Below are 15376 nucleotides of genomic sequence, written 5' to 3'. Positions count from 1 at the left end.
TAGTTGCTCTTATGGGCAATAGGAATGTTTCCTTTAACCGAGGAAACGAATTCATATTTCTATCCTTTTGAATTATGACACAACTTCTTCACTTTTCAAAGTCAAGGATATTGATTAAAATAGAAAAAATAAAAAAGCAAGCTTCTGACAACATGCAGTCTGCTTGCTTTTTCACTCACTTTTCCATTATTTCAATAATATATCTATTTAACCCCGAATAAAAATGCAACAACAGCTATTGCTGCAATAATACCGACTAAATCTGCCAGAAGCCCTACTTTCAAGGCATCACCCATTTTCTTAATTCCAACTGCTCCAAAATAAACGGTTATTACATATAAAGTAGTATCTGTACTTCCCTGCAACACAGATGCCAGCCTTCCAATAAAGGAATCCGGTCCATAGTTGGCAATTAGATCGCTTGTCATACCAAGTGCAGCAGTTCCTGAAATAGGTCTAATGAACACGAGGGGGACAATTTCTGCAGGCATCCCAATTGATTCCATTACCGGTCGAATCCATTTCATTAATGCATCTAATGCACCTGATGCGCGAAAAACGGAAATGGCCACAAGCATTCCGACAAGAAACGGAATTATTGAGATCGCAATTTTAATCCCTTCTTTTCCGCCTTCGACGAAGCTTTCATAGGTTGGGACTTGTTTAAATGTCCCATATAACAGAATAAAACCTATTAATATGGGGATAAAAGCTAGTGAAATATGCGAAATAAATTCCATGCTTTTTCATCCTTTACGGCTTCTTCGATAATAAAAATAGCGGTCAATCAGTATTGCCCCAATCGCCGATATAATCGTGGCAATTAAAGTGGGGACAACAATTTCAGTAGGAGAGGCAGAATGATAGTTCATTCTAATGGCAATAACCGTTGTGGGGATGATAGTGATGCTCGCTGTATTTATTGCCAAAAAGGTGATCATGGACCGACTTGCTGAATTCTTCCCTCCATTTAATTGCTGTAACTCTTCCATCGCTTTAATACCAAGCGGGGTTGCTGCGTTTCCCAAACCAAACATATTAGCAATCATATTCGATAGAATATAGCCCATTGCAGGATGGTTTGTCGGCACTTCGGGAAACAAACGCTTGACGAGCGGACGAAATAATTTTGTTAGGCGGTCCAGCAGCCCTGATTTTTCAGCAATTCGCATCATCCCCAGCCAGAATACGAGAATACTAATCAAGCCAATACAAAGAGTTACAGCTTCCTTCGCACCTACAAAGATGGCTTTATTTACTTCTGCCATTGTTCCGTTAAATAGCGCAAACACAATGCCAACAATCGTCATTAACACCCAAATATAATTAACCATTTGTTCTAACACCAAATACCGATAAAAAGATTTCTTTTACAAAATCAAATAGACCTTTCTTTTTTACAGGATCGGTTTGATAGTAAATTGGCGCTTCCTCCACTACTCTCCCATTTAAATACACTTCTGCCTTGCCGACGATATACTCCATTTTCTTAGGGTTCCCCCTACTATTAGATAGCTTATTCAATTTATACTTTACTGAAAATAAACTCATTTCCTCGTTTGTGGCCGGGTAAACAACAGAATCCTTCAGAAATAAATGATCCTTATAATCGCTATTTTTCTCGATATCAATTTCTCCTTTAGGCAAGACTTCCGTCATATCGAACCCTTTAAATCCATTTTCGTACATGGAAATATGATCGTTCCAATCATCCGAATCATTCAAAGTTACTGCTATCAAGCTCATGTCACCTTTTGTTGCCGTTGTGACAAGCGTTCTTTTTGCGAGTTTTGTATAACCTGTTTTTCCTCCTGTACAATATTGGTATTTTGTTAATAATCGGTTTTTATTTTTCCAAACTCGATCCCAAGCTTCCGTAGGATTCGGAGACCGATATACTTTCGTGCTGGAAATTGTTTGAAATGTTTTATTTTGCATTGCATAACGCATTAGGACAGCCATGTCATATGCAGTGGAATAATGGTCTTTAGAATCATCAAGACCATGAGGATTGGTAAAATGAGTATTATACATACCGATTTCCCTCGCTTTTTGATTCATTAATATGGCAAAGCCATCCACACTTCCACCTACGTACTCAGCAATAGCAACTGCAGTATCATTGCCTGACCGCAGCATTAACCCGTAAACCAAGTCTTTAAGCTTAATTTTTTCACCCGGCTTTAAATAAACGGAAGAACCTTCAGCACGGGTTGCCTGTTCACTTACCTTCACATATTGATTCATCTTTCCCGATTCAATGGCAAGAATTGCGGTCATGATTTTCGTTATGCTGGCGATTCTTCTTTTTGTATTTGCATCTTTCTCATATAGGATCCGACCCGATTTTTGCTCCATTAAAATAGCACTTTGTGCGCTAACAGAAACGGAAGCATTCACCCTGTGAGGTATGTTAGGGATGATTATTGAGACTATGATGGCAAAAACGACAAGCTTCAAAATCACTCTCATTAGATTAACCTCGTCCCCTTTTTTATTAGTACAAGTTTATGCATTTCAAGGTTTGTTATGACAGTATGTACTGAAAAAAACAAAAGCAACCGAAACAAAGCCGATTGCCTGAAACAATTTCTTTATTTTTTAGAAAGCCGGCCATTTAATATCAGCCGCTTTTTCAAATCTGATTTCAACATCATTCCAATTTACAATATTCCACCAATTATCGACATAATCAGCCCGATTGTTTTTATATTGGAGATAATAGGCATGCTCCCAAACATCCAGAACAAGGAGAGGGATCGTATCCCATTGAGTTAAAAGCATATGCCTTTCAGATTGCAAAACCTCTAAATGCCTTGCTCTCGGTGACCAGACAAGTACAGCCCAACCGACTCCCTCTACTTGTTTTGCAGCTTCAGAGAATTGTTTTTTAAAAGCCTCATAACTGCCAAAATAATTATCTATTTCTCCTTTAATTAGGCCATTCGGAGTTCCGCCGCCATTTGGACTCATATTTCTCCAAAAAATAGTATGAAGATAATGTCCTGAACCATGAAAGGCCAGCTCTCTTGACCAATGCTTAATTAGAGAGAAATCATTAGTCTCCCTTGCCTTCTTCAAATTTAATTCAGCCCTATTTAAGCCATCAACATAGGAACGATGGTGCTTATCGTGGTGCAGCTTCATGATTTCTTCGGAAATATAAGGTTCCAAGGCTTGATAGGAGTAAGGCAGGTCCGGAAGTGAGTGACCGCCGGGAGGAACATGTTTTTCAACCACCCAAATATTTCCGATTTCTTGTTTTCTTCTAAAATAACCTTCCATATGGTCATGGATTTGCTCAGCCTTTGATTGTAAATTAAGCAGTTCAGGATCTGATAATTCCCTGCTTGTATTTTCAATCAATTCCGTAAAGTCATCAAGCTGCTCCCATAATTCTGATTCAGCACCCACCCTTTCTGATTCAAGAAATTGTTTCATTTGCTCATTCCATTCAAATAATTCTTTAACATAGCCCCTAAAGCGCTCCATCAAAACCCTCATTTCCTTTTGCTTTTACACTGTAGATGATTCAAATACATATCCATCACATATTCCATTATTCTACCTAAAGGGTATGATGGAACATCCATGTTAAGAACGATAGCAGCATAACAAAAAAGGCTGTTCCTTATTGATATCTTGCAGATACCAAGGGAACAGCCTTCAAAACGCTTATTTAGATTGAATCATTTTCGTACGATAATCAGTTTCATAAAATTCAAGTTCTTCTCTAATTCTCTGAAACTCGCCCTCAAGGCCTTTGACCAATTGATGAAGATTTTCAGCTACATCTCGATAAAACTTGATTGAGTTCTTTCCTGTATAGGCAGATCGGCTATCTTCGAACCATGCATCGTTTTTTGGAGAGAAAAACTCTTCGATGCACTGGTGATAAATTCGATAAAGCGTTTTTTCGGCAGCAGGTTTTTGAAAAGGCTCGCTTTGTAATATAACCGCACAAGCATCTAAACTTTCTTCACTATAAACAACCAGCCTTCGTAAATTAGAAAAGATTAATTTATAGTAATTGCGATCTTCTTCATTTTCTAAATTCATTTGAGAAATGGTTGTTTCATTTAAAAAGTCTTCCAGGGTAATACTTGTCTTTTTTAAAAATTCCTTAACATCATTAAGCTGTGATTTCACTAATGTATTTCCCATATTTACACCTCCGGAAATTTTTCTTTAATTTGGCTGTAAAATAAATTCAAGCGGTGAACGCAGTTCAAAGCTTTTCTTTTGTTTAAGCGAAAGGAAAATGTCTGGTAATTTTTTAAAATCAATATCCTGAAAATAAGAAGCAAATTCATGTTTTGAATTAATGTATAATCGTTTACGATGCCGCAATCCCGGGTTTTTTATCAGGCAAACAAGTGCGACGATGTCCCTAAATAAAACTTCATTCTCCCCTTCTTTCCAGATAGGGTTTTGTGCTAAGGGTGTAAATTCGGTGAATACCTCATCAAAGTATCTAACATACAAAACATGAAGTGTCTTTTCCATTCCATCCTCAATAAAAGTAACTTCGCTTCTATTGAAAAAGTCTTCAGAGGTATTTGATTTTTCTTTTTCTAATTCATACCCTATACATTCTTTAATAAGCAAATGAATCCATCTCCTTCAGCCATTACCTAAACAATAAATAACTTAGTAAAATATAAAAAGATTTTTATTATTAATAACTAAATTTATTTTAACATAAATAGATGGAATTAAGAGTTAATCGTTTCTTGAAATTTCTCAAAAAATAAGTCCGCTTCCTCTTGAACAAACTCATCATCCACTTTTTCGGGAAGTTGGGGCAATTCCTCAATACTTTTTAAACCAAAATAATCAAGGAATTCCTTTGTGGTTCCATAGAGATAAGCCCTTCCGGTGCCTTCAGCACGTCCCACTTCTTTAATGAGCACTTTGCTCATCAGAGTATGCAGCGGTCTTTCTGTTTTTACACCACGAATTTCTTCAATTTCCGCTCTCGTGATCGGCTGTTTATAAGCGATAATCGCTAACGTCTCTAAAGCGGCCTGGGACAGGGTAGCTGTATTTGGGGAATCCACAAGCTTCTTCAGATAAGCTGCATTTTCTTTTTTAGTTGCGAGCTGATAGGTTCCGGCTAGCTGTACAATCATTATGCCCCGTTGATCGTTTCGGTCATATTCTTTCCTCAATTCGTCTATGATTTCGCTCGCTATCAACGTATCTATTTCCAAAACCTCCGCCAATTGTTTAAGTGAAAGCCCTTCATCTCCGGCTGCAAATAATAGACTTTCTAATATGCTATTCCAATTAATTAGATCCAACCACATCCACTCCTTCCTTAACAGCTTCAACAAAGATTTCGCCAAAGTTTTCTTGCTGGTCAACATCAATTTCGTTTCTCTTAATAAGCTCCAAGACGGCTAAGAACGTAACAACGATATGTTCCTTTGCAGGGTATGGAAATAAATCATCAAATCTTTTTCGTCCCTTTATCTGTTTCAATTCATCCATAATTTCATGCATTCGTTTTTCAATGGAGATTTCCTGACGAGCAATCTTTGTGACAAGCGGACGTTGAAGTTTCTTTCTCCGTAATAATTTTTGAAAAGCAGCTAACATATCATAGAGAGAAACATTTAATTCTGTTCGTTCCGGCTGTATTTCTTTTGTAAAATCGGACAGATCGCTTGGAGGCTTTGTATAGATGAGACCCCGTTCTTCCTCCATTGATTTAAGGTCCTGAGCCGCTTCTTTATACTTTCGATACTCAATTAGCTTTTCAACAAGCTCGTCCCTTGGATCTTCTTCAAAGGAATTTTCAAAATCCTCTTCAGCGATAATTTCTTCATGCTTTGGCAACAGCATCTTGCTCTTAATCGCAAGCAAGGTTGCGGCCATCACTAAAAATTCACTTGCAACATCCAGTTTCAGTTCATTCATTGTTTTAATGTAAATTAAATATTGCTCGGTTATTTGGGCAACAGGAATATCATATATATCAATTTCAAGCCGATTAATTAAATGCAGAAGTAAGTCCAACGGACCTTCAAATGCATCAATTTTCACTTGGTACGGCATTTTTTTCACCAAATTCCCTAAAAAAAATTCGTCTTTAATACAAACAGACTATTAATAGTATAGAGGATTCATAATGGTTATCCAATAGTAAAATCAACCGTACACGGTCTTTATTCTCGAAAATGTGATGATTGCCCATAACATTGGACAAATCCCCTACATATGATGACAAGGAAAAGAACAAAAACTTATAGGAGGTTTTATATATGTCTGATGGCGTAGGCGGTTTCGGCGGCGGATTCGCGTTAATCGTAGTTCTATTCATTTTGTTAATTATCGTTGGTGCTTCCTGGATTGTTTAATAACAAGATGTTATAGAAAAGGGCTTGGAAGCCCGTCTTGAAGGCGGGCTTTTTCTTATTCGGTTGTGCTAAACTATACATAAAGCATCCGGGAGGGGGAGTCTCTTGTATCCAAAAGAGTTTATTCAATACTTAATACATTTTCATGGAGACAGGGATTATTTTGAATGCCATGAAATCCTCGAAGACTACTGGAAAATAGCGGATAAAGGAAACAAGGATTCCATTTGGGTAGGATTTATTCAGGTAGCCGTATCTACTTATCATCACCGCCGAGGCAATTTTAAAGGTGCACGAAGAACTTTGGAAAAGGCATTAACTATTTTTAGCGGACAAACTTCCTTATTAACAAATCTTGGTTTTGATTCAGCCATTTTTATGCTGTTGCTACATAGCCGGTTATCCGCCATTGAAAAAGAGGAAGCTTACACAAGCTTTGAATTGCCAATTTGTGACCTGCTTTTACTAAAAGAATCCAAAATAGAATGTAAACAAGCAGGATTTCTATGGGGAAAAGAAAGTAATATAGCAAATGAAAGCTTAATTCACCGCCATAAATTACGGGACAGGACCAGTGTCATTCATGAGCGGGAGCTTGCATTAAAAGAAAGAAAAGGCAACGAATAATATATTAATCGTTGCCTTTTAAAAGGTGACCGTCACAAACATCACATTTTCCAAGAAATGCGGCTGTATTTTCATTTGAAATTATTTTTTTATCCGGAAACATATCCTTAAGCGATTTTACCATTCTTTTACCTACCCCTTGAAACCGATGTGAAGGGTTTACAGATATATGCTGAATTTCCAAACCGTTTGAATCATCATGATATAGAACCCCGAGAAGTCCGATAATATCTTCTTCCTTCCACAAAAAAAGCTGCCAATCCTCTTCTGTTTCATATTCCTTCATTGTTAATTGAAGTTTCTTTAAATCCTTTTCATTCGGCATAAAGGAAAGTAAGCCCATAGCAATTTTTTCGAATGTCTTCTTATAACGAATTAACATATAGATCGATCCCTCATTATATTAAATAAACCTATAATAATCCTCGGTTTAGCAATAATCTATTTTTTCTAAACAAATGATTAATAAACAATTTATTCTAGTATATGTAGCTAATGCTAATAATGTTTCACTAAACACCATCATACATAATAAATGTTTATTCTTCAATCCTTATATTACTAATGCTTAGGGCCAATAAAAACCCAATAAATCACTCCCCAGACAAGGGATAATCCAATGAGGAAACCAAATACAGTCCAGTTACTTTTTTTCATAAAAACTCTCCTCCAAAAAAGATTTGAAGAGGCGTACTTGTTCTACATTCTACACTAAATAACTGAATTAATCCATTCTCTCTTCAAAATTATGCTTTCTTAGTATAGAAATTTACAATCTATGAAACTTCTAAATAATTTTTACGTTTATATTAGGGGATTCAATTGGTGACAAAAACGCTACAGCCCTTATTGCCAAAGTAAATGAGGAAAAGGCTGACCTATAAAGTCAGCCTCAGGCTGTCGAAAAACCCTCGGCAGCCTCTTATTTTATTCATTTACTTCAATAATTCACCGCGTTAATTTGTTATAATATTATTGATATATAGGCTTTTCAACAAGTCTGTTGATTGGCGCTCCAGGCACTTCGCTTCCGCGGGCGTGTCGGGGAGCCTCCTCGTCGCTTCGCTGAGGCCACTGAAAATCTTAAGATTTTTATGCTTGTCATTGTATGTAGATATAAAAAAGGCAGTTTATTGTCCAGATTCTGACAATAAACTGCCTTTTTTCTCTTTTTTTATTCTTTCTCATGGAGGAGTTTTAGAATCCGCTTGAGATTGACTGCGAATATCGCTGTAGCCCCTTGAATTTCCATACCAAATAGACCCGCAGATGACGCTATATCATACCCGTGTCTATGTTTAAGTTCGCTATTTTTTGCTTCAATCTTATAGCGAGTTTTCGCTAGTTCTTTGAATGCTACTGTATTTTGAAACACTTCTTGATCTTTATGTTCCGTCGATTTGATGGTTACGGAATAGGTCTTACTTTTCGCTCCTTCTTTATAACATCCCTCACGGAATGGACAAACTTGGCATTTTTTTATGTCAAAAAGATACTTGATTCTAGGGTTTTTATCTTGACCCTTTCTTTCTTCATACTTTTTTCGAACGGCCATATGCCCTGCTTTACACACATACATTCCTGCATCTTTATTAAATTCAAACTCATCTTCTTTTGATCGTGTTCCATGTGTAATATGTGGATGTAACTTAGAAATAAGTGTTAATTGATGCTCTTTTGTATAGCGAATACTATTCTTCTCAGAGTAAGCAGTATCCCCAATAATTGTATCAATTTCCATTCCTGTATCTTGGCTTTTTTCAATTAACTCCTGCATATATTCCCCTCACTTTTTTCGCCCGTTGTTACAACGGCTGCCGTTATAATTCGTTCATCGCTCATCGAAATATGAGTTTTATAACCAAAGAAAGAAGAATCCGTTGTTTTATGTCCTACACGTGCGTCTGGATCTGTTGAATAATTTAGTTGTTCTGTATAATCTTCTACTACTTCTTTTAATACATTTAATTTTTCCTTAATAGCTGGGATTGCAGCTATTTGTGGCTTCGATTCAACAATAGAAATGATTTGATCGCAATAATTAAGTTCGTCTGTTATTTCGTTAGAAGTTGTTTTCGGTGGAAATTTCTCTTTCATAGATTCATCGATTTGATAGACAGCTTTTCTAACATTTTTTGATTTCTCTTGTAAAAATTCTTTCGGTGACTTTTGATTATAGCGCGCTTTTGTATGTGTGGCATCCAAGATAATCGTTTTACTTTTAATGATTTCTTTTTCAAGCGCAATCTCAACTGTTTTCCCAATGAGCATGTCTAATAAACCCACATCTTGAAGACGGAGCTTACGGAATTTCGTTAAAGAACTTGGATCCATAACGGAATCTTCTGGTGCCATTTCGAGGAAATATTTAAACGACATATCATATTTAGAACGTTCTACTACATCTACATCTGACAAATCATAAATCGATTTGAGCAATAGATATTTAAACATACGAATCGGAGGCAATGCATTGCGACCATTATGGAGGCAATATTTCGCTTCTAATTCCTCGAGAATGAAAGAAAAGTCCACTAGTTCATTGATTTGGCGAAGCATATTATCCTTTGGAATAACGAGATCATAAATCGCTATATATGGACTAAGATTGAAAGAGTCTTGATTGGAAATCATTTGGATATCACCTACATACATTTAATAATATTATTATAAAACAAAAAGGCAGTTGAACGTTTGATTAAATCAAACGTTCAACTGCCTAATATAAAAGGACTTTTTCAGTGGCCTCCGCCAAAGCGCCGAGGAGGCTCCAGGACCTCCCCGCGGAAAGCGAGTGCCCGGAGCGTAAATCAACAGGCCCATTTGCAGGGACAATCAATAAATTTGGTATGATTCTGACAAAATAAAAAATTGCCGAGAAAAATACCCTTTCTCGACAATCTGAGGCTGACCTATAAAGTCAGCCTTTTGCTTATTTCAATGGTAAATCAAGCCGGATTAAATCCTCATACGTCTCTCTTTTTACTACAAGTCTTGCATCACCATTTTCAACGAAAACAACTGCCGGCCGCGGCAAGCGGTTGTAATTGTTTGACATAGAGTATCCATAGGCACCTGTGCAAAATACAGCCAGAACATCATCTTCTCCTGTTTCAGGCAGTGGCAAATCCCATATCAGCATATCCCCAGATTCGCAGCATTTGCCAGCAATTGATACCGTTTCATTTGATTTTGCTAACGGTTTATTTGCAAGCACCGCCTCATACTTTGCCTGATAAAGTGCGGGTCTTATATTATCGCTCATACCGCCATCGACGGCTAAATACTTTCGAACACCCGGAACTTCTTTGGAGGAGCCAACTTGGTAAAGGGTAATACCTGCATCCCCTACAAGAGATCTTCCTGGTTCTATCCAAATTTCAGGCATATCCAGCGAATATTGCTCAGTTAGATTTTTTACTTCTTTAATTATTTCGGTAACGTATTGTGAAGGCAGAATTGGCTCATCTTCTTTCGTATAGCGAATTCCAAAGCCTCCACCCAGGTTTAAAACCTTTGCTTCAAAGGAATGAGCAGTTTTCCACGCTTCCATTTTCTCGACTATTTTTTTGGCTGCCAGTAGAAAACCGGTTGTCTCAAATATTTGTGATCCAATGTGACAGTGAAGTCCAAGTACCTCAAAATGAGGACACTGAAGCGCAGTCAGTAATGCTTTTTCCGCTTGTCCATTTTGGAGGTCAAAGCCAAATTTTGAATCCTCCTGCCCGGTTAAAATATAATCATGCGTATGGGCTTCAATTCCAGGAGTAATCCTTAATAGTATGTTTACCTTTGTATCCTTCTCGCTGCAAATCGTTTTTAGCAGTGCTAATTCATAAAAATTATCAACAACAATGCAGCCGATCCTGTTATCTAAAGCCATTTCTAATTCTTCTCTACTTTTATTATTTCCATGAAAGTGAATTCTTTCTGTTGGAAAGCCTGCCTTGATGGCCGTATATAACTCACCGCCTGAGACTACATCAAGTGATAGCCCTTCTTCTTCAACAAGCTGTAACATGGCAATCGTCGAAAATGCTTTACTGGCATAAGCAACCTGTGCATTTACTTGAAGTTGTTCAAAAGCTTCCTTAAATCCCTTTGCCCGTTCTCTCATTAACGCTACATCATATACATAAAGAGGAGTTCCATATTCCTGTGCCAATTCAACTGAATCAACACCACCAATTTCTAAATGCCCCTTATTATTAACGCCTGTTGTCCCGTAAAAATACATTCCCTTCCCTCTCTCCGTTCTAACACATAATCAGTTTATGTAGACGAACAAAAATGATAATAAATAAATAGACAGAATCTGCAAAAGAAACTGCCTAGTTTATATCCTTTATTCCTTTATTTAATTAAAATTACTTTAGCATAACCAAAATAAATCTGCAATCATTTCTCATTCGCTTTAGGTGGTTGACGGTACCGATTTCGCGGGTGAACAATACTTGGTCTGAAAAGGGAACCGGGTATCGCCCTCCGAATAATAATCTGCATGAATCCTTTTGGTTCGAAAGGAAGAAAAGGCCAAAAATAGGGTGTATTGAGCGCGCGAGTATTGACAAGAAAAATAAATAGTAAAGTAGACCCTATTACAAAGCCTGATGTATGGAACATGGACACAAAAATCAATAAGGTTAATCTGGCTATTTTATTTGCTACACTTAGCTCATAACTAGGTGTTGTAAATGTTCCAATGCCAGACACTGCTACATACAAAATTACTTCCGGAACAAATAGACCTACACTAATAGCAATCTGCCCGATTAACACCGCCGCTATTAAGCCCATTGCCGTTGAAAGCGGTGTTGGTGTATGAATGGCTGCCAGCTTTAAAAATTCGATCCCAAAATCCGCTAAAAAAATTTGAACAATGATTGGAATATTGGTCTGTTCATTAGGTCCGATAAATGAGAGCTTTTCTGGTAATAAGGATGGTTCTAGTACGAATAACAACCATAATGGAAGTAAAAAAATGGAAGTTAAAACCCCTAAAAAACGGGTCCACCGCAAAAATGTCCCCATTGCCGGTGATTCACGAAATTCCTCTGCATGCTGTACATGATGAAAGTAAGTGGTTGGTGCAATTATAACACTTGGTGACGTATCTACAATTATAATAATATGGCCTTCTAAAATATGTGCGGCAGCTACATCTGCTCTTTCTGTATACCTTACGAGTGGAAATGGATTAAACCCCTGTTTTAAAATAAACTCTTCAATCGTTTTATCAGCCATTGGAATCCCATCAATTTTAATAGCATTTAATTCTTTTCTGAGAATATGTAATAAATCAGGGTCTGCCACATCTTCTAAATAAGCTAAAGAAACATCTGTATACGACCTTTCTCCAACCCTTATCATTTCGTATCGAAGGCGTTCGTCTCTTATTCTCCTTCTTATTAAAGCTGTATTAAGAATTATATTTTCGACAAAACCATCCCGTGCACCTCTTACAACCTTTTCTGTATCGGGTTCTTGTGGCGAGCGACCTGGATAATTTCTTACATCAATAACAAACGCTGTACTTTCACCATCAATAGCTACTATTATTAATCCAGATAGTAAAAAGTGGACCAAATCATTTAGCAATGTAATTGGTTGTACAGATTGGTTGACAAGACGGTTTTCAATTATCTTAAAAACATCTGAAGATAACTTTTCATGATCATTAATCTCAACTAATTCTTCAACCAGTTCTATTGCAAATCGTGTATCACATAAACCGCTAACAGAATATATATGTACATCCTTTTTTAAAATCTTTAATTTTCGAATATTTAAATCAAAGCTTATTCCTAATCCAACCCTTTGTTTCATATAATTTTCGATCTCGTGCACTGATTCAGGGATTGGCCATTTGGTCTCAGCTTCTCTTGTCATGAAAACCGCTCCTTTCGAGTATAAGTTCTACCGCTTTTCTTGTAATCGGTGAACCGTTTTCGTAGTGATCACGTTTTGCCATTTTTCCAATATCACCAATACCGACGATAAGAGGAACATCTAATTCATCTAAGCAGTAGACTGTATCTCCATTTAGTCTCCCGATTTCGAGTTCCGGTATACCGAACTTATCAACACCGTACGGCGTCAATTCTCCATCCCGGTCAATGCTTACATTGACCTTTGTCCATTCTGCCATTCTTGTTTTTGAAGCAACGGCAATGATCCCGAGAACTTCAATTTCCTTATGGGTTGCCACAAATTTCAATGCTTTTTCACCTGCACCCTCACCTAATAAACCACTATCATCAAACATCACCAGTACAGGATCATACGGAGTCTTTTTTATTAATTGAATAATTGCAGGACCGGTTAAAACGGAGGGATTTCCTTGTGACATCGAAATGCACCGACCGCCTACTTCATGAGCAACATGCTCTACTGCCCTTTTTGCATATTCATCTCCATCAGTTATTAAAATAACACGCCTCCGAATGCTCATACTGTGATGTCCTTTCATGGCGTACTCTTATTTGTGAGGTATAAAATAAACCCATTGAAAAATGGAACCAAAGATTTTTCCTAATACAATAGCCATAATCAGCAGAATGATTTTCCCATCCAATCGGATTCTTTTTGCTAAAATCGGCAGAACATTCAAAACCTCTGTTAGGGCTGCAGCTAACATCCCAACAAAGATTCCGCCCGTTACCCCGAGAGGGATTAAAAAATAGGAAGAGATACCTAAAACAGGATCCCTTAAGCTTGCTATTACACCGGTAAGTGCGCCGATGACTACAGCCCATTCATAATGCTGGATCATTCTCATTGTTTTTGAAAGCTGTGTCAGCCTTGGAATCACCCCGAGGACGGTAAGAAAAGCAACAAAACCGGAGCCTACCGCCAATCCACTTGCTAATCCCAAAAAAATTACTCCAAGAATCTTAATCGTCATCAAGCTTTTTCATACTTTCCTTATTTTCATGAATAATTACATAATTATCTAAATCCTGCTGATAATTAAACATTTCTACTTCCAGTGGACTGGGTTCCTCGTTTATGCGCTTTTGAAATACATGATTAAAAAATAAAATCATCCCAAGACCTAATCCAATCGAATAGGGAATTTGAAATAATAATGGCTTAGGCTCTTTTATTCCGGTAATAATCGTATACAATTTTTCTTGAACACTTTTCATGCTTACATCATCATGGAAATTCATAATCGCCATTGCTGAACCAAAAAATAGTAAGAACCAAATTAAAAGAAAAAAAGGAATGGTACCTCCCTTTTTCTTAAATTTCACTTCAATAATAGTTTGTGCAGGTCCAATCGTTTGTATTTCCAATTCCTTAAAAAAAGAAGTGACCATATCAATCACTTTCATGACATCAATGATGATAATATTTTTATCCTTTTCAGAAACTTGATGGATCAACATTTTTTCTAATTTTGAAAGATATGCCTCCGGAGCAATGATTTGTGCTACATCCTTAAAAAAAATCTTTTCATCAGGAAGAGCCTGAACACGATTCCGCATGCGAACGTAGATTGTTTTTTCCAAAACATTCACTTCCCACACATAGATTTCCTCGTATAAATAGTATGAGTAGTAAGCAATTTTTTCATGATTACCAAAAATAGGCAAAAAAAAAAAAAAGACCGTTTGGAATCAGAGATCCATACGGTCTTTCATTTGCATTAATATCTTTTTCTCAAGCCTTGAAACCTGAACCTGAGAAATACCTAGCCGGAGTGCAACCTCCGATTGGGTTTGATCTTTATAATATCTTAAATAAACAATGAGTCGTTCACGCTCATCTAATTCACGGATCGCTTCTTTTAAAGCAATTTTATCGAACCATTTTCCTTCGTTACCGTCATCGATTTGATCCAATAATGTAATCGGATCTCCGTCATTTTCATAAACCGTTTCATGAATAGAAGAAGGAGTCCTGCTTGCTTCTTGGGCCAGGATGACATCCTCCGGAGATAGTCCAAGATACTCTGATATTTCATTGACAGTTGGTACTCTCCCAAATGTTTTCGATAACTCATCTTTCGCTTTTCTGATACGGTTCCCCATTTCTTTCAAGGACCGGCTGACCTTAACGGTACCATCATCGCGAATAAATCTTTGAATTTCACCAATAATCATCGGAACAGCATAGGTAGAAAATTTTACATCATAAGACAAATCAAATTTATCTACCGATTTTAATAATCCGATACAACCAATTTGGAAAAGATCATCAGGGTCATACCCCCTGTTAAGAAAGCGTTGAACAACAGACCAAACGAGACGCATATTTTTTTCAACGATTAAATCTCTTGAGCTTTGGTCTCCGTCTTGGCTCTTTTTAATAAGCTCTTTCACTTCATGATCCTTTAAATACGTTTGATTTTTATCGTTCTTGACCTCCACATCCATTGGCAA

The 15376-nt window shown here is 37.1% G+C and carries 17 protein-coding genes and 1 pseudogene; 2 read left to right on the top strand and 16 right to left on the bottom strand.

The features are described 5' to 3' along the window. Nucleotides 1–203: 203 nt before the first annotated feature. From J2S10_RS02870 to J2S10_RS02835, 8 genes are all read right to left on the bottom strand, one after another. On the bottom strand, nucleotides 204–740 hold the full coding sequence (locus tag J2S10_RS02870) for a spore maturation protein (RefSeq protein ID WP_307404206.1): 537 nt from the start codon (nucleotides 738–740) through the stop codon (nucleotides 204–206). Nucleotides 741–746: 6 nt separating this feature from the next. Continuing rightward, entirely contained in the window at nucleotides 747–1334 is a 588-nt protein-coding gene (locus tag J2S10_RS02865; RefSeq protein WP_307404205.1) for a nucleoside recognition domain-containing protein, read from the bottom strand. Then, complete coding sequence (locus J2S10_RS02860; protein ID WP_307404204.1) at nucleotides 1327–2472, bottom strand: D-alanyl-D-alanine carboxypeptidase family protein; 1146 nt, start codon at nucleotides 2470–2472, stop codon at nucleotides 1327–1329. The genes J2S10_RS02865 and J2S10_RS02860 overlap by 8 nt, the downstream gene beginning before the upstream one ends. A 129-nt stretch (nucleotides 2473–2601) precedes the next feature. After that, entirely contained in the window at nucleotides 2602–3492 is an 891-nt protein-coding gene (locus J2S10_RS02855) for a superoxide dismutase (RefSeq protein ID WP_307404203.1), read from the bottom strand. Between the two features lie 183 nt (nucleotides 3493–3675). Next, entirely contained in the window at nucleotides 3676–4164 is a 489-nt protein-coding gene (locus J2S10_RS02850) for a YpuI family protein (protein WP_307404202.1), read from the bottom strand. A gap of 24 nt (nucleotides 4165–4188) precedes the next feature. Beyond that, nucleotides 4189–4608, bottom strand: coding sequence for a hypothetical protein (locus tag J2S10_RS02845; protein WP_307404201.1), 420 nt, complete (start codon nucleotides 4606–4608; stop codon nucleotides 4189–4191). Nucleotides 4609–4715: 107 nt separating this feature from the next. Continuing rightward, on the bottom strand, nucleotides 4716–5303 hold the full coding sequence (gene scpB, locus J2S10_RS02840) for an SMC-Scp complex subunit ScpB (protein WP_307404200.1): 588 nt from the start codon (nucleotides 5301–5303) through the stop codon (nucleotides 4716–4718). Beyond that, nucleotides 5290–6060, bottom strand: a complete 771-nt coding sequence (locus tag J2S10_RS02835; RefSeq protein ID WP_307404199.1) for a segregation/condensation protein A — start codon at nucleotides 6058–6060, stop codon at nucleotides 5290–5292. The genes scpB and J2S10_RS02835 overlap by 14 nt, the downstream gene beginning before the upstream one ends. A 206-nt stretch (nucleotides 6061–6266) precedes the next feature. On the opposite strand from J2S10_RS02835, the gene J2S10_RS02830 reads away from it, so the two are divergent. Both J2S10_RS02830 and J2S10_RS02825 read left to right on the top strand, forming a co-directional pair. After that, nucleotides 6267–6362, top strand: coding sequence for a YjcZ family sporulation protein (locus J2S10_RS02830; protein WP_307404198.1), 96 nt, complete (start codon nucleotides 6267–6269; stop codon nucleotides 6360–6362). Nucleotides 6363–6467: 105 nt separating this feature from the next. Continuing rightward, nucleotides 6468–6989 (top strand): DUF309 domain-containing protein, encoded by a 522-nt coding sequence (locus tag J2S10_RS02825; protein ID WP_307404197.1) that lies wholly within the window; start codon nucleotides 6468–6470, stop codon nucleotides 6987–6989. A 4-nt stretch (nucleotides 6990–6993) separates the two neighbouring features. On the opposite strand, the gene J2S10_RS02820 is transcribed toward J2S10_RS02825, so the two are convergent. The 8 genes and pseudogenes from J2S10_RS02820 to sigF all read right to left on the bottom strand — a co-directional run bounded on the left by J2S10_RS02820 (nucleotide 6994) and on the right by sigF (nucleotide 15370). Further along, on the bottom strand, nucleotides 6994–7371 hold the full coding sequence (locus J2S10_RS02820) for a GNAT family N-acetyltransferase (RefSeq protein WP_307404196.1): 378 nt from the start codon (nucleotides 7369–7371) through the stop codon (nucleotides 6994–6996). A gap of 792 nt (nucleotides 7372–8163) precedes the next feature. After that, nucleotides 8164–9623, bottom strand: a pseudogene (locus J2S10_RS02815) (IS1182 family transposase). 298 nt (nucleotides 9624–9921) lie between these two features. Then, a complete protein-coding gene (gene lysA, locus J2S10_RS02810) occupies nucleotides 9922–11226 on the bottom strand; it encodes a diaminopimelate decarboxylase (protein ID WP_307404195.1) in 1305 nt (434 codons plus the stop codon). Nucleotides 11227–11387: 161 nt separating this feature from the next. After that, the gene (locus J2S10_RS02805) at nucleotides 11388–12878 is read right to left on the bottom strand and encodes a spore germination protein (RefSeq protein WP_307404194.1); all 1491 of its coding nucleotides are present in this window, start codon (nucleotides 12876–12878) and stop codon (nucleotides 11388–11390) included. Further along, a complete protein-coding gene (locus J2S10_RS02800; protein WP_307405130.1) occupies nucleotides 12862–13434 on the bottom strand; it encodes a stage V sporulation protein SpoVABEA in 573 nt (190 codons plus the stop codon). The genes J2S10_RS02805 and J2S10_RS02800 overlap by 17 nt, the downstream gene beginning before the upstream one ends. A gap of 33 nt (nucleotides 13435–13467) precedes the next feature. Next, the gene (locus J2S10_RS02795; RefSeq protein ID WP_307404193.1) at nucleotides 13468–13893 is read right to left on the bottom strand and encodes a stage V sporulation protein AB; all 426 of its coding nucleotides are present in this window, start codon (nucleotides 13891–13893) and stop codon (nucleotides 13468–13470) included. Next, on the bottom strand, nucleotides 13883–14503 hold the full coding sequence (locus J2S10_RS02790; protein ID WP_307404192.1) for a stage V sporulation protein AA: 621 nt from the start codon (nucleotides 14501–14503) through the stop codon (nucleotides 13883–13885). The genes J2S10_RS02795 and J2S10_RS02790 overlap by 11 nt, the downstream gene beginning before the upstream one ends. 108 nt (nucleotides 14504–14611) lie before the next feature. Next, the gene (gene sigF / locus J2S10_RS02785) at nucleotides 14612–15370 is read right to left on the bottom strand and encodes an RNA polymerase sporulation sigma factor SigF (RefSeq protein ID WP_307404191.1); all 759 of its coding nucleotides are present in this window, start codon (nucleotides 15368–15370) and stop codon (nucleotides 14612–14614) included. Nucleotides 15371–15376: the final 6 nt, after the last annotated feature.

Source organism: Neobacillus ginsengisoli (assembly GCF_030813055.1).
This window is presented reverse-complemented; position numbering and strand designations above follow the sequence as displayed.